The sequence below is a fragment of the Streptomyces dengpaensis genome, assembly GCF_002946835.1.
Taxonomy (GTDB): Bacteria; Actinomycetota; Actinomycetes; order Streptomycetales; family Streptomycetaceae; genus Streptomyces; species Streptomyces dengpaensis.
The window spans coordinates 3,363,018-3,386,306 of record NZ_CP026652.1 but is presented as its reverse complement, the minus strand read 5'-3'; the positions used below and the strand labels follow the sequence as shown (position 1 = coordinate 3,386,306).

The following is a 23,289-nucleotide window of genomic DNA, read 5'->3' as shown; positions in this document are numbered from 1 at the left end:
CCCGCCGAGCGGCTCACCGGGCGCCTCACCGCGCGCCCCATGGCGCGCGAACTCCTCGGCTTCGCCACCGCCGGAATCCTCGCCTACGCCGCCGACCTCGGCCTCTTCATCTGGCTGCGCGGACCCGTCGGCCTCGACCCGCTGACCGCCAAGGCGCTGAGCTTCGTCGCGGGTTGCTCGGTGGCGTACGCGGGCAACGCGCTCGGCACCTACCGGCACGCCGCCGCACGAGGCACGCGCCAGTACGTGATCTTCTTCGCGGTGAACGTCGCGGGCGCCCTGGTCCAGCTGCTGTGCATCGCCGTCAGCCACTACGGCCTCGGCTTCACCTCGCAGCGCGCGGACACCATTTCGGGCGCCGGAATCGGCATGGCGCTCGCCACTGTTCTGCGATTTTGGGGTACCCGCACCTTGGTGTTCCGAGGCGTCGGCGTTCCTGGGTAGGGCAGAGTCGGATCATGGACTGGCTGAAAAAGCTTCCCGGCGTGGGGCCCTTGGTCACCCGCCTGATGGCCACGCACGCGTGGCGGTCGTACGAGCGTCTGGACCACGTGAAGTGGACGCGGCTCGCCGCGGCGATGACCTTCATCAGCTTCGTGGCGCTCTTCCCGCTGCTGACCGTCACCGCCGCGATCGCGGCCGCCACGCTGAGCGGTCAGCAGCGGAAGGACCTCGAGGACAAGATCGCCGAGCAGGTGCCGGGCATCTCCGACCAGCTGGACATCCAGGGCCTCGTCCATAACGCCGGCACGGTCGGTGTCGTCGCCGGCGCCGTCCTGCTGTTCACCGGCATCGGCTGGGTCGGCTCGATGCGGGACTGTCTGCGCGCGGTCTGGGAGCTGCCCGACAGCGACGAGAACCCCGTGCTGCGCAAGCTCACCGACGCCGGCGTACTCGTCGGACTCGGCGGCGCCGTGCTCGTCACCATCGCCGCCTCCACCGTCGCGTCCACGGCGGTCGGCTGGACCGCCGGGCAGCTCGGCATCGACGAGGCCGGCTGGGGCGGCACGCTGCTCCGGGCCGCCGCGTTCGCCGTCGCCGTACTCGCCGACTTCCTGCTCCTGCTGTACGTCCTCACGCTGCTGCCCGGCGTCGAGCCGCCGCGGCCCCGGCTGATCGTCGCCGCGCTGATCGGCGCCGCCGGGTTCGAGCTGCTCAAGCTGCTGCTCAGCGGCTATATGAAGGAGGTCGCGTCGAAGAGCATGTACGGCGCTTTCGGGGTTCCGATCGCGCTGCTGCTGTGGATCAACTTCACCGCGAAACTGCTGCTGTTCTGCGCCGCCTGGACGGCGACGGGGCCGGCAACGGACGAGCGGAGCGACGAGGAGCCCGCCGGCGTCAGCGACGACGGCGCATCAGATCCGGCAGCGGCCACCGGCGGTTGACGACGAAGATCCCGGCCGCGAGCAGAGCGAGGAGACCGCCCGTGATAGCCAGGGCGATCCCGACACCGCTCGAACCCCCCTGCGCGCCGGAGGCGGCCACCGGCTTCGCGGACGCCTCGTCCGTACCCCCCTTGCCCGAGCCGTCCGCGCCGGAGTTGGACGCCTTCGCGCCCGGCTGCGCGCCCGTGTCGACGCCCTTCGGCGGGACCAGCTCGCCCACCGGCTCGACCTTGCCCGAGGCATGGAAGCCCCAGTCGAAGAGCCGTGCGGTCTCCTTGTAGACCTCGTTGTGCCCGCCCTTCTCCGGGTTCATGACCGTGACGAGCAGCACCTTGCCGTCGCGCTCGGCGACGCCGGTGAAGGTGGCGCCCGCGTTGGTGGTGTTGCCGTTCTTCACGCCCGCGATGCCCTGGTACGTGGAGATGTCGCTGTCGCCGGTCAGGAGGCGGTTGGTGTTCTGGATCTCGAAGGACCCGCGGGTTGTCTTGCCCTTTTTGCTCTTCTTTGTCTCGCCCGGGAACTTGGCCCGCACGGTCGAGCAGTACTCCCGGAAGTCCTTCTTCTGCAGCCCGGAACGCGCGAAAAGCGTCAGATCGTACGCCGACGACACCTGCCGCTTCGCGTCGTAGCCGTCCGGGCTGACCACGCGCGTGTCGAGGGCCTGGAGCTCCTCTGCGTGCGCCTGCATGTCCTTGACGGTCTGGTCGACGCCGTCGTTCATCGAGGCCAGCACGTGGACGGCGTCGTTGCCGGAGCGCAGGAAGACGCCGAGCCACAGGTCGTGGACCGTGTAGGTCTCGTCCTCCTTTATCCCCACCATGCTGGAGCCCGAGCCGACGCCCGCCAGGTCGGAGGGGACCACCTTGTGCTTGGCGGTCTTCGGGAACTTCGGCAGCACTGTGTCGGCGAACAGCATCTTCAGGGTGCTCGCCGGGGGCAGCCGCCAGTGCGCGTTGTGGGCGGCCAGCACATCGCCGGACTCCGCGTCCGCGACGATCCAGGAGCGGGCGGTGAGGTCCTTGGGCAGGACCGGGGCGCCGGTGCCGAGATTCACCTGGGTTCCGGGCCGGCCCAGCCGCTCGCCACCGACGGTCGACATGTTCGCCGGGGGAGTGGCGCTCGGGCTCGCGCCCGGTGACGGGGCCGCCGCGGCCGGAACGGCCGTCAGGGAAAGGGACAACACGGTGGCAGAAGTGACCAACAAGGATCGCTTCACGGTCTTTTTGGTGGCTGGCACGGTCGAGAACGTACAGGGCTTGGTGAGAGAAGTCCCACTGCCCACCCCACCCCGGCACACGGTTCCGGACGGTGGCGGTGATACTGAACCCATGAAGCTCAGCCGCCCCGTGTCCTGGTTCCTGCTCGCTTTTGGGGTGTGGAGCTGGGTCATCTGGATCACTTTCATCAAGAACTTGTTCAACGACGGCAGCGGGCTCGCGTTCGACGACGCGGGTGATCCGACGGCGTACTTCTGGGTGCACCTGACGCTGGCCGTCGTCTCCTTTGTGTTGGGGACGGTCGTCGGCGTGATCGGGTTGCGCGGGGTGCGCGCCTCGCGACACACATCATCAGGGGATTCAGCTTCGTGATCTTTGTGTTTGTGCTGGTGGGCATCGTTGTGCTGGCCGTGATGGGTGGTCTGCACTGGTATGCGTGGCGGCGGCTGGTGCGGGACACCACGTCCGGGCCGGGGGTGGTCCGTCGCCTGGGCGCCGTCGTGTTCGTGGCCGGGCCCGTGCTGATGTTCGGCGGCCTCGCGAGTGAGCGCGCGGGTGCCCCGTTCTGGCTCCAGCAGATGCTGGCCTGGCCGGGCTTCCTGTGGATGGCGCTGTTCCTCTACGGGGTGCTGGCGCTGTTGGTGGGGGAGTTCATACGGCCGGTGCTGCGGCGGGTTCTGGAGCGGCGTGCGGGGGCGGCGTCCTCGCACGCGGCAGCCGTGGAGTCGGTGTCGATGTCGGTGTCGATGCCGGAGTCGGAGTCGGAGTCGGAGTCGGAGTCGCGCGAGAGCGTCCCGTCCCCGTCCGGCGCGCAATCGGTCACGCGAGAAGCGGACGGCGTGGACGCGCCATCCGCTGCGGGCGGACCCTCCGGCGCTACCGGCGCGACCCCTTGTGTGGCTTTGGCCGACGCGGACGACCGTCCCGCGCCGACGCCGCCAGGGCCCTCCCGTCGGCTCTTCGTCTCCCGGGTGGTGGGCGGTGCCGCCGCCGCGGCCGCGGTCGGAACGGTCGGGTACGGGACGTACGGCGTTCTGCGGGGACCCAAGGTGAAGCGGGTCACCGTGCCGTTGGCCAAGCTGCCGCGGTCCGCGCACGGTTTCCGGATCGCTGTCGTCAGTGACATCCATCTCGGACCGGTCCTGGGGCGCGGGTTCGCCGAGCGGGTCGTCGACACCATCAATTCCACGCAGCCCGATCTCATCGCCGTGGTCGGTGACCTGGTCGACGGCAGCGTGAAGGATCTCGGCCCGGCGGCCGCGCCCCTTGCTCAGCTCAGGGCCCGGCACGGTGCGTACTTCGTCACCGGGAATCACGAGTACTACTCCGGTGTCGGGCAATGGGTCCAGGAAGTGCGGGAGCTGGGGATCCAGCCGCTGGAGAACGTGCGGACCGAGTTGGCCGGATTCGATCTCGCGGGCGTGAATGACGTAGCGGGTGAGGCCGAGGGGCAGGGGCCCGACTTCGCCAAGGCGCTCGCGGATCGCGACAGGTCACGCGCGGTCGTGCTGCTCGCGCATCAGCCGGTGCAGATCGACGACGCCGTCCGGCACGGGGTCGATCTTCAGCTGTCGGGGCACACGCACGGAGGCCAGTTGTGGCCCGGCAATCTCATCGCGGAGGCCGCCAATCCGACGGTCGCGGGTCTTGAGCGGTACGGCGACACCCAGTTGTACGTGTCCCGGGGCGCAGGTGCCTGGGGGCCGCCTACGCGCGTGGGGGCGCCGTCGGACATCACGGTCGTGGAGCTGGCTTCCAGGCAGGCCTGAGCGCATGCCCTGAAACAGGCCGGAAATGATCGTTTGGATCGGGTCGAAGCGGTCATCACGATTCCCTTCCCCCGGCTGAAACTCCTGTGGTTAGGTGATCCGCGTCACTAGGGGAGTGGCGTGCGGTGGGAGGGGCACCGATGCGATCGGTTCGCTTACGCATTCTCGTGGCGCTGTGGCGCGGCCTTGAATTCCCGTGTGTACGGCCCTTGATGCTTACGGGTGCGGTGTGGAGCCGTACGCCGTCAGGAAGCGGTCGCGGAACGCGTTCATCTTCCAGACCGGGGCGTCCTGTTGGGGCCGCAGGCCGTCCGTCCAGTTCCAGTCGGCGATCTCGTCGAGCACCTTCGGGTCCTTGGCGACGATCGAGACCGGCACATCACGGCTGGCGTTGTTGCCGCTGACCCGGGCGATCGGCTGGTGGTCGCCGAGGAAGACGAGCACGGTGTTGTCGTTGCCGTACCGCACCAGGTAGTCGATGAGGCTGGTCACCGAGTACTGGATGGACTTGCCGTACTCCTCCTTCGACTGGGCCGAGTCGGTGAGGACGTCCCCCGGCTTCTTGCCGGCCTTCGCGATGGCGTCGTAGACCGAGCCGTCGCCGACCTGGTCCTGGGGGACCGTCTCGGGGAGCGGTGCCCAGGGCTGGTGGCTGGAGGTCAGGATGATCGTCGACATCAGCGGCTTGTCGTGCTTCTTGCCGTGCTCCAGGCGCTCGAACGCGGTCAGGGCGTACTGGTCGGGCATGGTCGACCAGCTGAACTTCGGCCCCTTGTAGCCGAGATCGCGGGAGTCGTAGAGCCTGTCGATGCCGTAGAACTTCTGCTCCGGCCAGCCCTTCTGAACGCCCGGCATGACGCCGACCGTGTCCCAGTTGCCCGTCTTCTTGAAGGCGCCGGGGAGGGTCAGGTGCTCGCCCGCGGTGACGGTGCGATAGCGCTGCTGGTTGCTGATCCACAGGCCCGACAGGAAGGTGGAGTGACCCAGCCAGCTGCTTCCGCCGTACGTCGCCGACGTCAGCCAGCCGCTCTTCGCCGCGAACCCGGCCTTGCGCAGCTTCTCGTCCCCGGACGCGAGGGTCGCGCCGACGCCCGGCGCCATGACCGGATCCTCGATCGCGCTGCGGCCGTAACTCTCGACGAACGTGATCATCATGTCCTTGCCGCGCAGCCCCGTCAGCAGCTGGTCCGGCGGGGTGTCGGCGAACGCGTCACTCTTGGCGATCTTCGCGAACGCCGCCTCGTCCCGGAGCGTGTTCCGCACCCGCTCGGCACGGTCCTGGACGACCAGCGTCGTGTGCTCGGAGGCGATCGGAACACCGCTGACCCGCACGCCGAGCGCCGCGCAGAGGACCCAGACGATGGCCAGCACCAGCGTCGTACGCGTCGCCGTCTCGTTGTGCCGGGCCACCAGGTTGCCCAGCCGGACGACCGCCAGCGTCATCACGGCGAGCAGGACGAGCACAAGCGTGACGGCCGCGACGACGATGAGGAGCGTGCCCTTCTTGCCCATCGTGTCCTGGAGGTACGCCTGGGCGTCGCTGAACAGCGCCCAGTCGAGAACGAGGTTGAAGCCTCGTCCGAGATATTCGTTGAAGCCGATGTCGAGGAAGTTCAGGACGGTCAGCGCGCCGAGGCTCAGCCCCGCCAGTGCCGCCACGGCGATACGCGGCTTGCGCGGCAGGACGATCAGCAGGGCGGCGCCGAAGATCGCCTCGACCGGGAGACGGATGAACTCGGCGGGCCGGAAGCCCTCGGCCTTGTTCGGCATGTGCAGCGCGACCAGCACGAGCACGGCCGCCAGGGCGGTGGTGGTCCACGCCAGGGTGCGGGCGGCCACCGGGTACTTCTCCCGCCAGCCGCGCCAGCGGCGCCATATGCGCAGGCCGTGCCGGGGGGCGGCGGCTTCCGGCTTGGGCTCGGGCTTCGGTTCCTGCTCCGGCTCGGGCTCGGTCGGGCCCTCCGACTCAGGGGCGCTCTCCTCGCGGGGCTCGGAAGGCTTCGAGGTCTCCTTGGGCTCGGACGGCTCCTGGGGCTCCGGAGGCTCCGAGGTCTCCTCGGGCTCGGATGTCTCCTCGGGCTCCGAGAGCGTCTCATCGCTCGCCTCGTCCGTGTTCGGCAGCTGTCGAGAGCTCGTGTTGAACGACAACCCGGCGGTCCTTCCGTGCGAAGCCCGGTAGTGGTGCTGGTGGCGCGGCGGACCAGGCTGGGGACGTCGGACCGCCTTATCTGCGTGCTCTCATCCGTGTACGGCGCGGTGGCGACCCCTGTTCAATCATCCGGGTAAGCCTTTGTCCAAGCAGGTCACCGCGGAAAGCCCGAGCGCCACGGACGGTGAAGCCCGAGCACCGGGTACCGAACAGCGCGAGCGTCACCGTGCCGGAAGCGTCACCGTGACCGCCAGTCCCTCGCCCGGGGCCGTCCGCACCGCCACCTCGCCCCCGTGCGCCGCCACGACGCCCTGCACGATCGCCATGCCGAGCCCGCTGCCCGCGCCGCCGCCCGCCCGGAAGAAGCGGTCGAAGATGCGGCACGCGTCCTCCTCCGCCAGCCCCGGACCCTCGTCCGCGACACACAGCCGTACGACACTGTCCTCGCGTTCCAGACCGAGCCGCACCGGCACCTCGGCGGGCGTGTGCGTACGTACGTTGGCCACGAGGTTGCCGAGCACCTGCCGCAGCCCCGACTCGTCGGCCCGTATGAGCAGCGTGCCGTCGGCACCCACGGAAACCGGGCGGTCCGGCTGCTGGGCCCGCAGATCCTCGGCGGCGTCCCGTACCAGTCGGCTCAAGTCGACGCTTCTGAACCGCAGTTCGGGCCCTTGGTCGAGGCGGGCCAGGGTGAGCAGCTCGTCCACGAGGCGGCCCATGCGGTCGGCTTCCGCGTTCATCCGGTCCCAGGCACGCTTGCGCTCCCCGGGGTCGGTCAGCATCCCCTTCTCGTACAGCTGGAGATAGCCGCGTATCGCCGACAGCGGTGTGCGCAGCTCGTGCGAGGCGTCCGCGACGAACCGGCGCAGCTGGGCCGCGCTGCGCTCCCGCGTCCGGTACGCCGACTCGACCTGGTGGAGCATGGAGTTGAGGGCGAGCCGCAGCTGCTCTACCTCCTGGGTCGGATGGTGGCTGGAGGGCACGCGCCGGGTCAGATCCCCCTCGGCGATCGCCGACGAGGTCTCCACCATGTCCTCCAGCGGCCGCATCCGGCGGCGCACGCTGAACATGGTCACGCAGGCGAGCAGCGCCAACAGCAGGGTGCCGACGGTCAGATCGAGCTTGAGTGCCTTCGCAATGCCCTTGTGCAGCGCGTCGGTCGAGGTGGCGAGCAGCAGGGTCGTGCCATCGGTGAGCCGGGTCCCGACCGCCCGGTAGGGGGCGCCGCGCACGGTGACGTCGTGCGGTTCGGTGTCGTCGACCAGTGCGCGCGGGTCGTCCACGGCGTCGGCCAGGGCGCGCTGGGTGTCCGTCGGCGCGAAGCCGCCGATGGCGACGGCCTTCCCCCGGCGGTCGAGCGCCGCGAAGATCGAGTCCGGGGTCGATGACTCGGCCGTGCGGTGCGTCAGCTGGTCCCGGACGACGGCCAGCGCGGTCAGCGAGTCGAGCTGCCGGAGCGTGAGCTGCGTATTGCCCAGCGATTCACGCATCGTGACCAGCTCCGTGTCGACCTGGTCGAGCAGATAGTGGCGCATGCCCATCAGGCTGACGGCGGTCGCCACGATGATGCCCAGGGCCAGCAGCGCCACGTTCGCGATCGTCAGCCCGCCGCGCAGCGAGTGGATCCCGTGCCGGTGGCGGGGGCGCCGGATCTTCAGCCGGTCCTTCAGCCGGTCCTTCAGCCGGTCCTTCAGCCGGGCCTTCATCCCGGCCTCCGTACGAGCCCGGTCGTTCATGCCCGCCCGGTCGTTCCTGCGCGCCCGGACCTTCATGCGAGCCCGTATCCGACGCCCCGCCGGGTGGTGATCAGCGGTGGCCCCAGTGGTTCGAGCTTGCGCCGCAGATAGCTGATGTACGTCTCCACGACGGTCGACTCGGGCGGTGTGTGTTCGTACTGCCAGACATGGCGCAGGAGTTGCTCCTTGGGCACGATCCGCCCGCCGTTGCGCACCAGGAAGCGCAGCAGGGCGTACTCGGTGGGGGTGAGCTCCACCGTACGGCCCGCGCGGTGGACCCTGTACGTCGTCTCGTCGAGCTCCAGGTCGCCGTACCGCAGGGGCGGGCGCTCGGGCAGGACGTCGTCGGCGCGCGTACGGCGCAGTACGGCCGTGATCCGGGCGATGACCTCGTCGATGTTGAACGGCTTGGTGATGTAGTCGTCGCCGAAGGCGAGCGCGCCGACGATCTCGGCGGGGGCGTCCCGCGCGGTGAGGAAGACGATCGCCAGATCCGGCTGCCGTATCCGCAGTTCGCGGCCGAGCGCGCGGCCGTCGCCGTCCGGCAGCATCACGTCGAGCAGCGCCGCGTCGGGGCGGGTGCGCTCGGCGAGCGTGAGCCCCTCACGGACGGTGCCCGCGGTCATCACCTCGAAGTGGTGGTAGCGCAGGGCGATTTCGAGGACGTCCGCGATGCTCGGTTCGTCCTCCACGACCAGCACGGTGCCAGGAGCCGTCATGCCCCCAGTATCGGCGGGGGCACTGACAGTCGGGTCCGTTCGGTCTTTGGAGTTCCTTGTGAGTCATGGGCGGGTCATGTCCACACGCGCGTGCGGTCGCCAATTCTGTTGCCCAGGACCTGGGGGACCGACCGAACCGAGTGAGCTGACCGACTAAGGAGCGTTGAACGTGGCGGCATTGGCACGGTGGTGCTATCGGCACCGGCTGGTGGTCCTGTTGCTGTGGGTGGGGGCGCTGTTCGGCCTGGGCGCGGCGGGTTCCGCCGCCGGCACGGACTACGCGAACGTCTTCTCCCTCCCCGACACGGACTCCAAGCGGGCGTACGACCTGATGGAGAAGGCGTTCCCGGAGGGCTCCGGAGACACCAACACGGTGGTGTGGAAGGTCGACGGGGAAGGCGGGGCCTCGGTACAGGACGCGTCCGTACGGTCCCGGCTCGAGCCCGCGCTCGAGGAGATCGGGCGGATGAAGGGGGTCGGTGAGGTCACCAACCCGTACGCCGGATCCCAGGGCGCGGCGGGGATCAGCCAGGACGGGCGGATCGCCTACGCCCAGGTCACCTTCACCGAGCAGGCGAACGGCGTGCCCAAGGAGCTGGTCGAGGACGTCGTCGACACGGCCAAGGGCGCCGAACGCGCCGGTCTCCAGGTCGAGCTGGGCGGCCAGGCGATCGCCCGTACGCAGGAACCGCCCCAGGGCATCGCGGAGGGGGTCGGCATCCTCGCGGCGGCCGTCGTCCTCTTCCTCGCCTTCGGCTCACTGTTCGCGATGCTGCTGCCGATCGTGGTGGCGATCGCGGGCGTCGGCAGCGGCATGATGGCCACGATGCTGATCAGCCACGTCACGGACGTGCCCGAAGTGGCCCCGCTGCTCGGCTCGTTGATCGGTCTCGGCGTCGGCATCGACTACGCGCTGTTCATCGTCACCCGGCACCGGCGCGGCATCCTGCGCGGCAATGAGCCGGAGGAGTCGGCGGTGACGGCCCTCAACACCTCCGGCCGCGCCGTGCTGTTCGCGGGCGGCACGGTCTGCATCGCCCTCGCCGGCATGCTGGTGATGAACCTGCGCTTCCTGGACGGCGTGGTCATCGCGGCATCGCTGACCGTCGTCCTGAGCGTCCTCGCGGCCGTCACCCTGCTGCCCGCGCTGCTCGGGCTGCTCGGCATGCGGGTCCTCAGCCGCCGCCAGCGGCGGCGGCTCGCCGCCGCGGGACCGGAGCCGGAGGAGACGAGCGGGCTCGCGGCGCGCTGGTCGTCGTACGTCCAAAGGCGCCCGCGCTCGGTCGCCGCGGGTGCCCTCGTCGTCATGATGGTCCTCGCGCTCCCCGTCCTGTCGATCCGGATCGGCACCACCGACCAGGGCAACCACCCCGACTCGACGACGACCCGGCAGGCGTACGACCTGCTTGCCGAGGGCTTCGGCCCCGGCTTCAACGGCCCGCTCCAGGTGGTCGTGGACGGCGCCGCTCCCACCGGGCTGGTGTCGGCCATCGAGTCGGCCGAGGGCGTCGCCCAGGTCGCCGCCCTGCCGCCCGCGAACGGCGTCACGGTGATCCAGGTGGTACCGACGACGTCACCGCAGTCCGAGCGGACGGACCAGCTGATCGACCGCCTGCGTGACGACGTGATCCCGTCCGCGGACGTCGAGGCCCATGTGGGCGGTGTGACGGCGGTGTTCAAGGACTTCGCGTCGGTGACCGGTGACCGCCTGCCGTACTTCATCGCGGCGATCATCTCGCTCGGTTTCCTGCTCCTGCTGGTGGCCTTCCGCTCCCTGGTGGTGCCGCTGACGGCCGCGCTCATGAACCTGATCGCCGCGGCGGCGTCCTTCGGCGTCCTGGTGGCCGTCTTCCAGTGGGGCTGGGGTACGGAGCTCATCGGCATCGGCAAGGAGGGCCCGATCACCTCCTTCCTCCCGGTGATCATGCTGTCCCTGCTCTTCGGCCTCTCGATGGACTACCAGGTGTTCCTGGTGAGCCGGATGCACGAGGAGTGGGTGCACACCAAGGACAACGCGCGCGCGGTACGCGTCGGCCTGGCCGAGACGAGCCGGGTCATCAACTGCGCGGCCCTGATCATGATCTGCGTGTTCAGCGCGTTCGTGCTGAGCGGCGACATGGAGGGCGCGATGGCGGGCATCGGCCTGGCGGCCGCGGTCGCGCTGGACGCCTTCATCCTGCGGACGGCCCTGGTGCCGGCCGCCATGCACCTACTGGGCAAGTCCAACTGGTGGCTGCCAGCCGGGCTGGAGAAGCGGCTGCCGCATCTGGCGGTCGAGCCTCGGGAACCGGAGCCCGAGGAAGCCGCCCCCGCGAGCGGCGGTGCGACGGTGGTGCACGGCTTCGTCCGCGACGCCGAGGGCACACCGGTCGACGGGGCGGTCCTCACCCTGCTCTCCAAGGGCGGCCGCCAACTGGACCGGGTGGCGTCCCTGGCCGACGGCTCGTACATCGTCTCGGTCCCGGCCTCGGGGACGTATCTGCTGGCGACGACGGCTCCGTCGTACGGCGCCCGGGCACAGCATGTCGTCGTGACGGATGAACCGCTGGTGTACGACGTGGAGTTGGCGGAGGGCGAGTTGGACGCGGTCAACTGACCGGAACGCGGGCAACACGGCGCAGGCGGGCCGTTGCCGACCGCCTGCGCCCCTGCGCGCCCTCGCGAGCCCGCCCGATCGGGCGACCGGCACCGGATCCGGTCGCGCACGGTCAGTGACGGTTTTACGTTCTTCCGTAACACACAGTCGCGGCGGTGTCGTCGGGACGCACGGCCGAGAAGTCGTCGGGACGCACGGCCGGGAGGGGGAGCAGCGCGGTGAGGTTGCGGCAGCGGGGGCAGGAAGCGTGGCGGATCACGCGAAGGTCCCCCGGAACGGCGGCGCGTCGGCCGTACTGGCCGCCCTGCACACGGTCGACCTCGCGGGAGGCGCCACCGGGCACATCCGCCTACGGGACGCCGACGCGAGCAGACCGAACGCGCGCGGACACGGCATCGGGCTCTACCGGGTCGCACAGCAGCACAAGGGGGACCGGCTCAAGCCCGAACCCCTCTGCGGCCGCCTCGCCGGAGGGGACCTGCTCCAGAAGGACTGGTGCGGCAAGTGGGCCGGACAGGCCCTAGTTGCTGGTGGCGGCGGCCCTCGACGCGGGATCCGGCAGCACGTTGGTCATCCCCGGCAGGAAGTCCGTGAACAGCTCGTGCACCTCGTGGACGAGGGGCCGCAGGACGCGGAAGCGGGCCAGTGAGACGCCGCGCGCGGTCAGCCGTGCCCCGCGCTGGGCGAGCCGGTAGCTGCGCTCGCGCCCCTCCGTCCGGTCGAAGACCCAGTACAGGACGAGCCCCATCTGGGAGAGCCACATCAACTCGGGCAGGACGTCCCGGAGTTCGTCCGGCACCTTGGTCTTCGCCCCGGCCAGCACCTCCCGGTGGACGCTGATGGCCTCCACGCGCGCGTGCTCCGACTCGGGGGAGAAGGGGCTGAGCGGGCTGTCCGGATCGGCCGCGTTCTTGAAGAACTGCACTGCGAATTCGTGGTACGGGGTGGCGATGTCCAGCCACGCCTTCAGCACCCCGCCGAGCCGGGCCTCCAGGTCGGTCTCGCGGTCCAGCACCTCCCGCACGGCCGCCTGGTGTTCGGCGGCGATCCGGTCGTAGAAGCCCTGGATGAGGTGCTCCTTGCCGGCGAAGTAGTAGTACGCGTTCCCGACGGAGACCCCGGCCTCCTTGGCGATGGCCCGCATGGTCGTCTTGTCGTACCCCCGCTCCTGGAACAGCCGCATCGCGGTCTCCAGGATGAGCGCGCGGGTCTGCTCGGACTTGGTGGCCGGGGCGGCTTCGGGGGAGGGGCCCTCGTCGGGGCCGTCGTTCTGTTCGGGCACGGAGCGAGCCTAACGAGTCGTGCAGGCGCCGCTGTCACAGCCGGGGGCTGTGTACGTCCACCCCGTACTCGGGTCGTAACTCCAGCCGTCACCCGAGTAGTACGCACCACCGCCCCACCGCCGCTGGGCCTTCCACTGCTGCCGGGCGCCGGCCTCCCCCCGGCCCCGGGTGTTGGCCTCCCGCTGTCCCGGGGTGTGGCCCTCCCGCCACTTGGCGGCGGCGAGGGTCGCGCCCTTCGCGAGCCGGGCACCCGCCGGGGTGCTCAGCCGATGGGCGAGCGGCCGGTACTCGCGCAACGCCCAGAGCGTGACGACCCAGGCGACGGCCCCCGTGTACACCTGCCCTCCGTCTCCCACGACGGTGATCTCGCCGAGGGTGGCCTCGTGATCGAGTTCCGGGAAACGCCGCCGGGCCTCGTCGGACCCGGCCGGAACGAACCGCAGCGGAACGAGCTGCGCCTGCTTGCCGAGCCAGTCCCGCAGGAAGGTGCACAGCGAGCACCGCGCGTCGTAGAGAACGGTGAGCCCGAGGACCGGGACGCGCGCGGCGCCCCGGTCGCGGGTGGCTGACGAGCCCGCCACCGTGGTCACGCCCCGGCCGCCGGGGCGACCCAGTCGGTCGGCGCGACGGGCGGCATCTGCTCCCGCTCCATCACTCCGCGGCGTCGGATCTTGTTGAGCACGTACACGTTCCCCAGGTGCATGACGCCGAGGACGAGCAGCACCACACCGAGCTTGGTCGAGAGGGCCTCGAAGATCCCGCGGGCGTTGAGGATCTCCTCATCCTGGTTCAGATAGAGCGCGACGAAGCCCAGGTTGACGAGGTAGAAGCCCACCACCAGCAGGTGATTGACGGCATCGGCGAGCTTCTCGTTCCCGTGCAGCACATCGGCCAGGAAGATCCGCCCGTTCCGGCTCAGAGTGCGTGCCACCCAGACGGTCAGCGCGATGCTGACCAGCAGGTAGATGACGTACGCGACGACTGTGAGATCCATGTCCCCACCCCTTCTTGAACGCGTTCAAAACGCTGTCGAGGAAGACTGTAGACCTGCTTTTGAACACGTTCAAGTCGAGGAGGTGGGGAGATGGCCGAGGGGGATCGCGGAGGGGGAATCGCTGGGAGGGCTCTCGGGGGGTCTAGGTCTGCCGCCCGAGCTCGGGCCGCTTGCTGTAGTCCGTCAGGCCGATGACGTTCCCCCAGGGATCGGTGAACTCGATGGTCCACCCAGTGGCGACGGGGAACGGGGCGCCCAGCGGCTGAATGCCCGCCGCCGCGAGGGCCTCCGCCGCGACCCGCGCGTCCCGCACCTCCAGCCACACCCGCGCCGAGCCCCACGACGGCGGGCGATGGCTCAGCTCCTCGTCCGCCCGCAACAGCACACCCGGCGTCTCCTTGCCCACCTTCAGCAGCGCGATCCCGGCCTCATCGAGCCGGAACGCCACGGGAAACCCGGCCCGCTCGTAGAACCTCACAGCCTCGCCGAGGTCCCCGACGGGCAGAAGGACGTTGTCGAACCCGAGCAGCTCGTATGACGCATCATCTGACATGCCATCAGATTAGGGCGGTGCGGGGAGCCGGCGCGGAGGGGCTGACCGCGGTCCGAACATGCGATCACCCGTTGAGGTGAAGCGCCGCTCATTCCCCCTGGGTACGCTGAATCGACAGGCGAGACTCCGTCGCATGGGAGCACTGATGAGCGCCGCATCCGAGAACGGGCTCGACGACGAGCGGCCGTACCGCTGGCCGATCCCGCCCCCCGAGGGCTGGACCGCGGACGACCTCGACCGTATCCCGGGCCTCCCGCCGCACACGGAGCTGATCGACGGGAGTCTCGTCTTCATGAGTCCGCAGACCGCATTTCACGGGCGCTGCATGCGTCTGCTGGAGAGCACTCTCCTGGCGCAGGCCCCGGACCATCTCGACGTCATGCGGGAGATGACGGTCAAGCTGGACGCCAAGAACCGGCCCGAGCCAGATGTCCTCGTGTTTCCGGTGGAGGCGAACACGGGACCCAACCAAACCTGGTACAAACCCGAGGACATTCTGCTGGCTGTCGAAGTGGTCTCGCTCGACTCTCGCGAACGCGACCGCGAGGTCAAGCCCCGCAAGTACGCCGAGGCCGGCGTCCCGCATTTCTGGCGTGTCGAGCAGGACGAGGACAAGGGCCTGCCCGTCGTCTACGTCTACGAGCTCGACCCGGCCACGAAGTCGTACGGTCTCACCGGGATTTTCCACGAGCGGCTCAAGGTCGTCGCCCCCTTCGAGATCGAGATCGATCTGACGGCCGTCGACAGGCGGCGAGGCGGCTCGGAGCCCGCATAGAAGCCGCGCGGTGGTCGGCCACAGGGCGTGGCCGACCACCGCAACGCGCCCTCAGCCGATGGCGATCCGTGTCTTCCAATAGCTCGCGGGGCCGATGATCTCGTTGCCGGCCCCGGGGAGCGTCGCCTTCCCACCGGCATAGAACCGCACGGACCCATCGGACCGCACAGCCCAGATATCGGGGACGGAGTCCCCGTTGACATCCGGCGTGCCGATCAGGAGTGGCACGCTGCTGCTGGACCATCCTGAGGCGGCGTATTCGGTGTCGATCCCGCCCGAGGAATTGGCGCCGGACGCCAGCGAGGTCAGGTCGACACCGCCATCGCTCGCCGCGATGCCCTTGCGGAGGAGCAGCCTGGACGAGATGTCGGTCCGGTACACGATGTCGGTGACGCCGTCGCCGGAGATGTCCTGGGCGGTGACGATGTCGCGCTCCGTCCAGGCCGACGCGGATAGGCGAGTCGCCTGGTCGATGGTCGCCCCGCGGTAGCCGGTGAAGACCCACAGCTCGTCGCCGACAGTGGCGAAGAAGTCGCTCTGACCGTCGCCGGTGGCGTCGCCTGCGGACACGATCTGAGTCAGGGCCGCCGGGCTGGGAGCCCCCTCCGGCAGGAGGATTTCGCGGCGCTTGTCGATGTTGACGGCGCCGTAGCCGTCACCCGGGTAGACCCACAGTTTGCCGTCGAGACGGACGACGAGGTCTTGGAGGCCGTCGGCACCGTAGATGTCGCCGTTGTGGGTGATCAGCGCGCCCTTGAAATGGCCCGAGGGCGCACCCACGAAGGGCGGCAGATCGTCTCCGTTGGGATCCTTTGCCGGGTTGCCCCGGTAAGCGCCGGACATCGAGTAGTCGAGGTCGCCGCTTCCCTTGGTGAGGTCGTCGGCGGTTGCTTGAGAGGGGTAGAGAGACAGGTTGCCGCCCTCGGTGACGACCATGAGGTCGGCGAGCTTGTCGCCGGTGAAGTCGCCTGGGGTGTCCGCTTGGTCGCGGGGGGAAACGTAGAAGAAGTACTTGGTCGGCTGGGAGACGTTGCCCGCGCCGTCCACGGTCCGGACGTACAGCACGTTGGGGCCCGCCGTCGGTGGCTTCGCATCCGTCAGGGTCGCGCTGACGGTGGTGGCCGTACCGGGTGTCCGGTTCACGTGGAACGTGTAGTACGGCGAGTTGAATCCGTACTCGTAGCGGACGACATCGGTGTTCAGCGCGCGCACTGTGAACGTTCACGCGTGGTCCGTTCCTGGTCCCGCTCCAAGTGGTCCGGGGGACCTCGCCGTGTTCGGTCGCCGTTCGCTTGCCCGTCACCGCCGCCTGCGGCGGACAGTCGTACCCGCCGTAGGAGCAGCCCTGTTGGTGGGGTTGCTGCCCGCGCAGTCGCTGGCGATCCCGCCGGATCCGGGGCAGGCGGAGACCGGACGCGAGACGCTGTCCCTGGAAGAGCTGAAGCGAGACTTGCCGATCCCCGGCAAGGTGTTCAGCCGCCATCTGGACACGCTCAAGGCCGATATTCCCAAGGACCTGGTCCAGGCCCCGACGGGCACGACGAGCCCGCCTTCCAACCTCACGGGCTCGGTCAGCTTCGGCTCGACCACGACTCCTGCATCCGCGCGGACTGCTGTCACCGCAGCCGATCAGGCGGCGCTGACCCCCGTGGGAACCCTGCCGGTCAGCCTCGGTCAGGCCCCCGACCAGTTGGCGCCGACCGGCACTTGGCAGGTCACCATCCCGGACCAGGCCTCCGCGGTCAGCCAGGGCGTGGACGGTGCCGTGCTTGTCGTGCAGGCGCCGGACACGGGCTCGGTCCCGATCTCCGTCAAGCTCGACTACTCCAAGTTCAAGAACCTCTACGGCGCGGACTGGGCCTCACGCCTGCGTTTCGTGCAGTTCCCCGACTGCTATCTGCAGACGCCGGACGACGAGGCCTGCCAGACGTACGAGGAACTGGAGACGACCAACGACACGGCGTCCAAGTCCCTTACCGCAACCGTCGACCCGGCGACCGACGGCACGGTGACCCCGGCTTCGGCCGCGCCCTCGTCCACCAACGGCTCCGGCGTTGCGCAGGCCGCGTACCGGACATCCACTTCGGCGACGCCCGCGGCGGCCGGAGGCACGGCTGTGCTCGGTGCGGTCGACTCGGGTGGTGCAGAGGGCGGCAGCTTCAAGGCGACCCCCCTCGCCTCCGACGGCAAGTGGGAGGCGGGGGGATCGTCGGGCGCGTTCAGCTGGTCGTATCCGCTGAACGTGCCGTCCCCGCCGGCGGGTCCTGCCCCCAAGATCTCTTTCAACTACAACTCGCAGGCCGTGGACGGCCGTACGGCCGTCTCCTCGCCGCAGGCGTCCTGGATCGGCGAGGGCTGGGGCTACGACCCCGGCCACATCGAACGCCGTTACCGCTCCTGCCAGGACGACCGCAAGACTCTCAACTCCGGTGCGCCCAACAACACCGCCAAGAAGGACAAGACGTCCGACCTGTGCTGGGTGTCGTACAACGCGGTGATGTCGCTGGCGGGCAAGACCACCGAGCTCGTCCGTGACGCGCCCGCGGGCAGCAATCCCGAAACCGACACCGAGATCTACCGCCCGCAGCAGGACGACGGCACGCGCGTCCAGCGGAAGACGGGCGGCAGCAACGGCGACAACAACGGCGAGTACTGGATCGTCACCACTCCGGACGGCACCACGTACTACTACGGCCTGAACCAGGTCGGTGGCGGGCACGCCGACACCGACTCCGTCTCCACCGTGCCCGTCTTCGGCAACCACCCCGAAGAGCCGTGCCACGCGACCGCCTTCGCGGACTCCCGCTGCGGCGCGGGCAAGCAGCAGGCCTGGCGCTGGGGACTGGACAAGGTCGTCGACGTCCACGGCAACGTGATGGTGATCGACTGGCACCAGTCCACCAACTACTACGCCGTCAACAAGAAGTTCAAGTCGCCCGAGAAGTACGACCGCGCCGCCTACCCGGACGTCATCGAGTACGGCATGCGCTCCTCGGACCTCACCAAGCCTTCCGCCAAGGTCGACTTCGTCGCGGCCCAGCGCTGCCTGGCCTCCGCCACCGTCTGCGACGGCGACAACTTCGACAAGACCGACGACCCGGGCGCGTACCGCCCCTGGTGGGACAGTCCCGGCAACCTCAACTGCAAGTCCACGTCCAAGCTCTGCCCCGCCTTCCCGTCCTTCTGGACCCGGCTGCGCCTCTCAGCGGTCACCACATACGGCCAGCGGCCCGGTTCCGGCGACCTCCAGAAGGTGGACACGTACACGCTCCACCAGTCCTTCCCCCAGGACTGGTACGACACCTCACCCGGCCTCTGGCTCAACTCGATTACTCGCACCGGGTATGGGCCCGGCGACACCACCGGCACCCTCCAGTCCAAGGACGGCATCAGCTTCGCGCCGTACACCGTCGGTTCCACCTCGCCCCTGCACAGGCGCCTGAAGGACCGGCAGCTGCCGAACCTGGTACGCAACGGCACAAGTGACCAGCGCCCCGGCTTCACCCGCCCGCGCATCGGCACCGTCTCGACGGAGTACGGCGGTGACATCGAGGTCGAGTACACCGGCGGCTGCTCGGCCCCGCCCGCGGAGGACAAGGGCAAGAGCAACGGCACCTGCTACCCGGTCCGCTGGTCGCCCGACGGAGACGAGAAGACACCGGCCAAGGCGTGGTTCAACAAGTACGTCGTCGACGCCGTCATCGAGACCGACAAGGTCACGTCACACGGCAAGCCGGTCATCACGAAGTACAAGTACGCGGGCGCGGCCTGGGCCAAGAGTGATGACGAGTTCGCGCGGCCCGCGCTGTGGACGTACAGCGACTGGCGGGGATACCGGCAGGTCACGGCCATCAAGGGCAGCAAGTCCGTGTCCCAGCACGGCGTTCCGCAGTCCCAGTCCTCTTCGGTGACCCGCTACTTCCAGGGATCCGGCGGAGAGGTCAAGGACTCCATGGGCAAGCACACGCTGCTGTCGGACGACGCACCGCAGTACGCCGGAATGCCCGCGGAGACCATCACCTACCGAGACTCCGACGGCGAGATCCTCAAGCGCGACCTGAACTTCCCCTGGTCCCAGCAGACCGCGTCCCGCTCGCGCGAGAACGAGGACGGGACCGACGGCGACCCGCTGCTCGCGCACCGCGTGGGCGTCAAGCGGACTGACGCGATCCAGACGGTTGACGACGACGGCGGCTGGCGCGCTGTCCGCACGCTGACCTCGGTCGACGACACCTACGGCCTTCCCATCCAGGTGGAGACCGCCGTCGTCAAGCCCAACGGCACTGATGAGACGCTCTCCGACCAGACCTGCACGAAGACGTTCTACGTGCACAACACCTCGGCCTGGCTGATCGGTCTGCCCAAGGAGCAGCGCACGACGGCCACTTCCTGTGCCGGGTACGACTCCGCCGACCCGGGCACGCAGCTCAAGGCAGCGGTGCGGAACACCTACGACAACTTGGCTTATGGCGACGTGCCTACCAAGGGCCTGATTACCTCCGCGGCACAGACCAACGGGGCCGGCACGTCGTACTCCGTGGTCATGACCACCACGTACGACCCGCTGGGACGGGTCCGCGCATTGACCGCTCCGGGCGTCGGCACGACAGAGAAGCAGTACACCCCGGGTGACGAGGGTGGTCCCGTCACATCGGTCAAGACGGTCAATGCCAAGGGTCATGCGACGACCACGACCTATGACCCGGGTCGCGACCTGCCTCTGACGGTCACGGACCCCAACGATCGTGTGAGCCGCTCTGAGTACGACGATCTCGGTCGCTTGGTGAAGGGCTGGTCCCCGTCGCGCTCGTCTGGCGGCAAGTCGCCGAACGTCGAGATCGAATACCAGGCGGCGATCGCCACGTCCGACAAGAACAGCCCGGCCGCCGTGACGCTGAAGACCCTCAAGGACGACGGCTCATTTGCCCGCGAGGTGACCCTCTACGACGGCCTGACCCGCGAGGTCCAGAAGCAGACCGATGCCCATGGCCCCGGCCGGATCATCGTCGACACCACGTACAACGATCACGGTCTGGTTGATGATCAGACCGGTGCGTACCTGGCGAAGGACGAGCCGGACACGGAACTCTTCGCTCCCCGGTCCAAGTCCCAGATCCCCAGCTGGGTCAAGCACCGCTATGACGGCCTGCAACGCGAGGTCCGTGCGTCGACCTACCACGACGGTGACTACAAGCACGCGACATACATGGAGTACGGCTACACCAGCACCTGGGTGAACCCGCCCGGCTCGACGACCCCGACCACCCGCACGTACACCGACGCGCTCGGCCGGGTCACCTCCATTAAGCACTACACCAAGGAGGACTCCGACGCGACCGCCGGGCGCACGACGAAGTACGAGTACGACGCGAGGGGCAACCGCGACAAGATCACCGACGCGGCGGGCAACGTCTGGTCGTACACCTTCGACGCCCGAGGCCGGGTCACGTCCTCCACCGACCCCGACACCGGAACGACGTCGACCTGGTACGACGACGCCGACCGCGCAAACCACGTCAAGGACGCGCGCAACCAGGAGACGTTCACCGAGTACGACGTCCTCGGGCGCGTCCTGAAGGTGAGGCAGGGCTCCGCGACCGCGACCCCCGTCAAGGAGTACACCTACGACACGTTGTCCGGCGCACTCGGCAAGCCCGTCGCGTCGATCCGGCACACGAGCAACGGCGACTACATCAACCGCGTCACCGGCTACGACACCGAATACAGCGTCACCGGCAGCGAAACGGTCATCCCGGCCAACTCAACGACCACCGGCCTGGCCGGCACCTACGCCTACGAGTACACCTACACGCCCACCGGAAAGCCGCAGACGGTCACGCTGCCCGCGGCGGGCGGCCTGGCGAAGGAGAAGGTCGTCACGCGCTACAACGGCGACGGCCTCCCGGAGTCGACGTCAGGAACGGCCTGGTACACGACCGACGCGACCTACTCGCCCTACGGCGAGGTGCTGCGGACGGTCACCGGCGCCCAGCCCTACCGCGTCTGGACGACGAACTTCGTCGACCCGCACACAGGCCGGCTCCAGCGCACGGTGACCGACCGCGAGACGGCCGACCCGCACCGCATCACGGACAGCTACTACTCCTACGATGCGTCTGGCACCATCACGTCCAACGCCCGCAACCTGGGCGAGTCGACGGGCAGCACCTGGGACAACCAGTGCTTCACGTACGACGTGACGGGCGAGCTGGCGCACGCCTGGACGTCGAAGCTCACACCGGACGGCAAGGGCACGGGCTGCAAGTCGTCGAATGGGGCGAGTTGGGGTCACCGTACCGACTATGCGGCCTCGACCGGCCCGGTCGCCGAAGCCCCGGACGCGACGGCCCCGGATTCCTCCCTGACGTCGACGCTTTCCGCATCCGCGCCGGACGCGACCACGGTGTCGACAGGCACGACTGCCTACCGCCAGTCGTTCACCTTCGACTGGCTCGGCAACCGTGCCACGCTGACCGAGCACGACACGGCGGACGCGACGAAGAACGTCACGTTCACCTACCAGTACGGCAAGACGGTCACGGGGACGTCGACCCTGGCCCAGCCGCACACGGCCACGTCGATCAGCTCCAGCCCCTCCGGCAAGGGCAGCGCCTACACATACGACGACACGGGCAACACCACGGTCCGGGACCTGCCCAGCACCACGCAGGACCTGGTCTGGTCGCCCGAGAACAAGCTCGACTCGATCACGGACGACGGCAAGAAGACGACGTACGTCTACGACGCTGACGGCAACCGCATCCTGGAGAACTCGCCTTCCGGCTCCACGCTGTACTTGGGCGAGACCGAGCTGACGACAAATTGGACGGGAAGGATCACCCAGGCCTCGCGTTCATATGCCCAGCCAGGCGCGCCGACGGTCGTCCGCAGCACCACCAACGGAGCGACGACAGGCCACAAGCGCAGTGTCCTGATAGCCGACCACCTCGGCACGGCGAACACGTCGGTCGACCTGGCCACCGGCCAGCCCGTCACCCGCCGCGCCTTCAAGCCCTACGGCGAAGTCCGCGGCACCAAGCCGACCAACTGGCCCGACAAGCACAGCTACTTGGGGGTCGGCATCGACGACGCGGCCACGGGCCTGACGCACATAGGCGCTCGCGAATACGACCAGAACTCCGGCCGCTTCCTCTCGGCGGACCCGGTGATCGACTTCGCGGACCCGCTGCAGATGAACGGGTACGCGTACTCCAACAACAGCCCGGTGAGTTATTCGGATCCGACAGGTCTGGAGCGTGAGCACACGCCGGACGGCGGGTGCGACCCCATCACCTGTCCCGACGCGGACTGGGGTACCGAGGAAGAGGCCCAGGCCCTCGTCGACGGGATTTACGGCGCAGGGACCGCAACCGTGACGGTCACGAAGACCGGCACGGCCACCAAGCCGTCGACCAACTGCGACTGGAAGTGCAAGCTCGGTAACTGGTGGGACGAGAACAAGGTCACGGTCGTCACCGTCACCACCGAAATCGCGGTGAGCGCGACGTGTTACACCACTGCTGGTGTGACAGGCACCGCAACCGGCGGTTTGGGCTACGGAATCGCGGCCGGCTGCGGGGCCATCGCAGGCGCGGCGGGCGCCGCTGCCGGTAACGCGGTAGACGACAATGCCGATCACAGCGTCGGCGGCCAACTGGGCGGCATGGCCGAAGGCGCCGTGTGGGGCGGGGCTGGCGGCGTGCTCGGGCAGGGGCTCGGCAATTTGATGCAGAAGGGCGCCAACGCCCTTGCCGGCAAAATACTCAGTGGCTGTTTCAAGAACAGCTTCGTTCCCGGCACCCTCGTCCTGATGGCCGACGGCTCCACCCAACCCATCGAAGAGCTCGAGCTCGGCGACGAGGTCTTGGCCACCGACCCGGAGACCGGTGAGACCCGGCCCGAGAAAGTAACCGCAACCATCCTGGGCAAGGGCTCAAAGCACCTGGTCAAGATCACCGTCGACATGGATGGTGAGAAGGGTGGCGAGACCGCATCCATTACCGCAACGGACGGACATCCCTTCTGGGTTCCGGAGCTGGGTGAGTGGATTGAAGCGACTGATCTGAAGTCGGGCGACTGGCTGCGGACAACTGAGGTTTTCGCTTCGGGGTGA

15 protein-coding genes and 1 pseudogene are annotated in these 23,289 nt (G+C 68.9%); 7 read left to right on the top strand and 9 right to left on the bottom strand.

Going from position 1 to position 23,289, the window contains the following annotated elements:
* Positions 1 to 39: 39 nt before the first annotated feature.
* Together C4B68_RS15395 and C4B68_RS15390 are read left to right on the top strand one after the other, a co-directional pair.
* Entirely contained in the window at positions 40 to 444 is a 405-nt protein-coding gene (locus tag C4B68_RS15395) for a GtrA family protein (protein WP_099500797.1), read from the top strand.
* A 14-nt stretch (positions 445 to 458) separates the two neighbouring features.
* The gene (locus C4B68_RS15390; protein WP_099500742.1) at positions 459 to 1,385 is read left to right on the top strand and encodes a YihY/virulence factor BrkB family protein; all 927 of its coding nucleotides are present in this window, start codon (positions 459 to 461) and stop codon (positions 1,383 to 1,385) included.
* Here C4B68_RS15390 and C4B68_RS15385 read toward each other — a convergent pair.
* Entirely contained in the window at positions 1,339 to 2,622 is a 1,284-nt protein-coding gene (locus C4B68_RS15385; RefSeq protein WP_338059735.1) for a D-alanyl-D-alanine carboxypeptidase family protein, read from the bottom strand. The two genes, C4B68_RS15390 and C4B68_RS15385, sit on opposite strands and share 47 nt — an antisense overlap.
* A 91-nt stretch (positions 2,623 to 2,713) precedes the next feature.
* On the opposite strand from C4B68_RS15385, the gene C4B68_RS15380 reads away from it, so the two are divergent.
* Both C4B68_RS15380 and C4B68_RS15375 read left to right on the top strand, forming a co-directional pair.
* Entirely contained in the window at positions 2,714 to 2,974 is a 261-nt protein-coding gene (locus C4B68_RS15380; protein WP_099500744.1) for an SCO4848 family membrane protein, read from the top strand.
* Positions 2,971 to 4,371, top strand: a complete 1,401-nt coding sequence (locus C4B68_RS15375; RefSeq protein WP_099500745.1) for a metallophosphoesterase — start codon at positions 2,971 to 2,973, stop codon at positions 4,369 to 4,371. Before C4B68_RS15380 ends, C4B68_RS15375 begins: the two co-directional genes overlap by 4 nt.
* Positions 4,372 to 4,587: 216 nt before the next feature.
* On the opposite strand, the gene C4B68_RS15370 is transcribed toward C4B68_RS15375, so the two are convergent.
* The 3 genes from C4B68_RS15370 to C4B68_RS15360 all read right to left on the bottom strand — a co-directional run bounded on the left by C4B68_RS15370 (position 4,588) and on the right by C4B68_RS15360 (position 8,975).
* The gene (locus tag C4B68_RS15370; protein ID WP_107475397.1) at positions 4,588 to 6,519 is read right to left on the bottom strand and encodes a sulfatase-like hydrolase/transferase; all 1,932 of its coding nucleotides are present in this window, start codon (positions 6,517 to 6,519) and stop codon (positions 4,588 to 4,590) included.
* A 222-nt stretch (positions 6,520 to 6,741) separates the two neighbouring features.
* Positions 6,742 to 8,226: a sensor histidine kinase gene (locus C4B68_RS15365; protein ID WP_099500799.1), complete on the bottom strand. Its 1,485-nt coding sequence runs from the start codon at positions 8,224 to 8,226 to the stop codon at positions 6,742 to 6,744.
* A 62-nt stretch (positions 8,227 to 8,288) separates the two neighbouring features.
* Positions 8,289 to 8,975, bottom strand: a complete 687-nt coding sequence (locus C4B68_RS15360) for a response regulator transcription factor (protein WP_099500746.1) — start codon at positions 8,973 to 8,975, stop codon at positions 8,289 to 8,291.
* 178 nt (positions 8,976 to 9,153) lie between these two features.
* Between C4B68_RS15360 and C4B68_RS15355 the strand changes: the two genes are divergently transcribed.
* The gene (locus C4B68_RS15355; protein ID WP_099500747.1) at positions 9,154 to 11,571 is read left to right on the top strand and encodes an MMPL family transporter; all 2,418 of its coding nucleotides are present in this window, start codon (positions 9,154 to 9,156) and stop codon (positions 11,569 to 11,571) included.
* Positions 11,572 to 12,091: 520 nt separating this feature from the next.
* Here C4B68_RS15355 and C4B68_RS15345 read toward each other — a convergent pair.
* The 4 genes from C4B68_RS15345 to C4B68_RS15330 form a co-directional block, all read right to left on the bottom strand.
* The gene (locus tag C4B68_RS15345; RefSeq protein ID WP_099500749.1) at positions 12,092 to 12,853 is read right to left on the bottom strand and encodes a TetR/AcrR family transcriptional regulator; all 762 of its coding nucleotides are present in this window, start codon (positions 12,851 to 12,853) and stop codon (positions 12,092 to 12,094) included.
* Between the two features lie 9 nt (positions 12,854 to 12,862).
* Positions 12,863 to 13,435 carry a thiol-disulfide oxidoreductase DCC family protein gene (locus C4B68_RS15340; RefSeq protein ID WP_373682202.1) on the bottom strand — a complete coding sequence of 191 codons (573 nt, stop codon included), beginning with the start codon at positions 13,433 to 13,435 and terminating at the stop codon, positions 12,863 to 12,865.
* A gap of 5 nt (positions 13,436 to 13,440) precedes the next feature.
* On the bottom strand, positions 13,441 to 13,848 hold the full coding sequence (locus tag C4B68_RS15335) for a hypothetical protein (RefSeq protein ID WP_099500751.1): 408 nt from the start codon (positions 13,846 to 13,848) through the stop codon (positions 13,441 to 13,443).
* Positions 13,849 to 13,990: 142 nt separating this feature from the next.
* Entirely contained in the window at positions 13,991 to 14,401 is a 411-nt protein-coding gene (locus C4B68_RS15330) for a VOC family protein (protein WP_099500752.1), read from the bottom strand.
* Between the two features lie 145 nt (positions 14,402 to 14,546).
* Between C4B68_RS15330 and C4B68_RS15325 the strand changes: the two genes are divergently transcribed.
* Positions 14,547 to 15,176, top strand: coding sequence for a Uma2 family endonuclease (locus C4B68_RS15325; protein ID WP_099500753.1), 630 nt, complete (start codon positions 14,547 to 14,549; stop codon positions 15,174 to 15,176).
* Between the two features lie 51 nt (positions 15,177 to 15,227).
* Here the strand turns inward: C4B68_RS15325 and C4B68_RS15320 are convergent.
* A pseudogene (locus tag C4B68_RS15320) lies at positions 15,228 to 16,397 on the bottom strand (DNRLRE domain-containing protein); the annotation flags it as partial.
* Positions 16,398 to 16,527: 130 nt separating this feature from the next.
* Between C4B68_RS15320 and C4B68_RS15315 the strand changes: the two are divergent.
* Positions 16,528 to 23,289 (top strand): RHS repeat-associated core domain-containing protein, encoded by a 6,762-nt coding sequence (locus tag C4B68_RS15315; protein WP_240634359.1) that lies wholly within the window; start codon positions 16,528 to 16,530, stop codon positions 23,287 to 23,289.

What these genes read in the sequence shown, in the direction of transcription:
- C4B68_RS15380 (WP_099500744.1), top strand. Translation starts at nt 2,714, where the DNA reads ATGAAGCTCAGCCGCCCCGTGTCCTGGTTCCTGCTCGCTTTTGGGGTG.
- C4B68_RS15330 (WP_099500752.1), bottom strand. Translation starts at nt 14,401, where the DNA reads ATGTCAGATGATGCGTCATACGAGCTGCTCGGGTTCGACAACGTCCTT.
- C4B68_RS15365 (WP_099500799.1), bottom strand. Translation starts at nt 8,226, where the DNA reads ATGAAGGCCCGGCTGAAGGACCGGCTGAAGGACCGGCTGAAGGACCGG.
- C4B68_RS15325 (WP_099500753.1), top strand. Translation starts at nt 14,547, where the DNA reads ATGAGCGCCGCATCCGAGAACGGGCTCGACGACGAGCGGCCGTACCGC.
- C4B68_RS15335 (WP_099500751.1), bottom strand. Translation starts at nt 13,848, where the DNA reads ATGGATCTCACAGTCGTCGCGTACGTCATCTACCTGCTGGTCAGCATC.
- C4B68_RS15360 (WP_099500746.1), bottom strand. Translation starts at nt 8,975, where the DNA reads ATGACGGCTCCTGGCACCGTGCTGGTCGTGGAGGACGAACCGAGCATC.
- C4B68_RS15395 (WP_099500797.1), top strand. Translation starts at nt 40, where the DNA reads ATGGCGCGCGAACTCCTCGGCTTCGCCACCGCCGGAATCCTCGCCTAC.
- C4B68_RS15390 (WP_099500742.1), top strand. Translation starts at nt 459, where the DNA reads ATGGACTGGCTGAAAAAGCTTCCCGGCGTGGGGCCCTTGGTCACCCGC.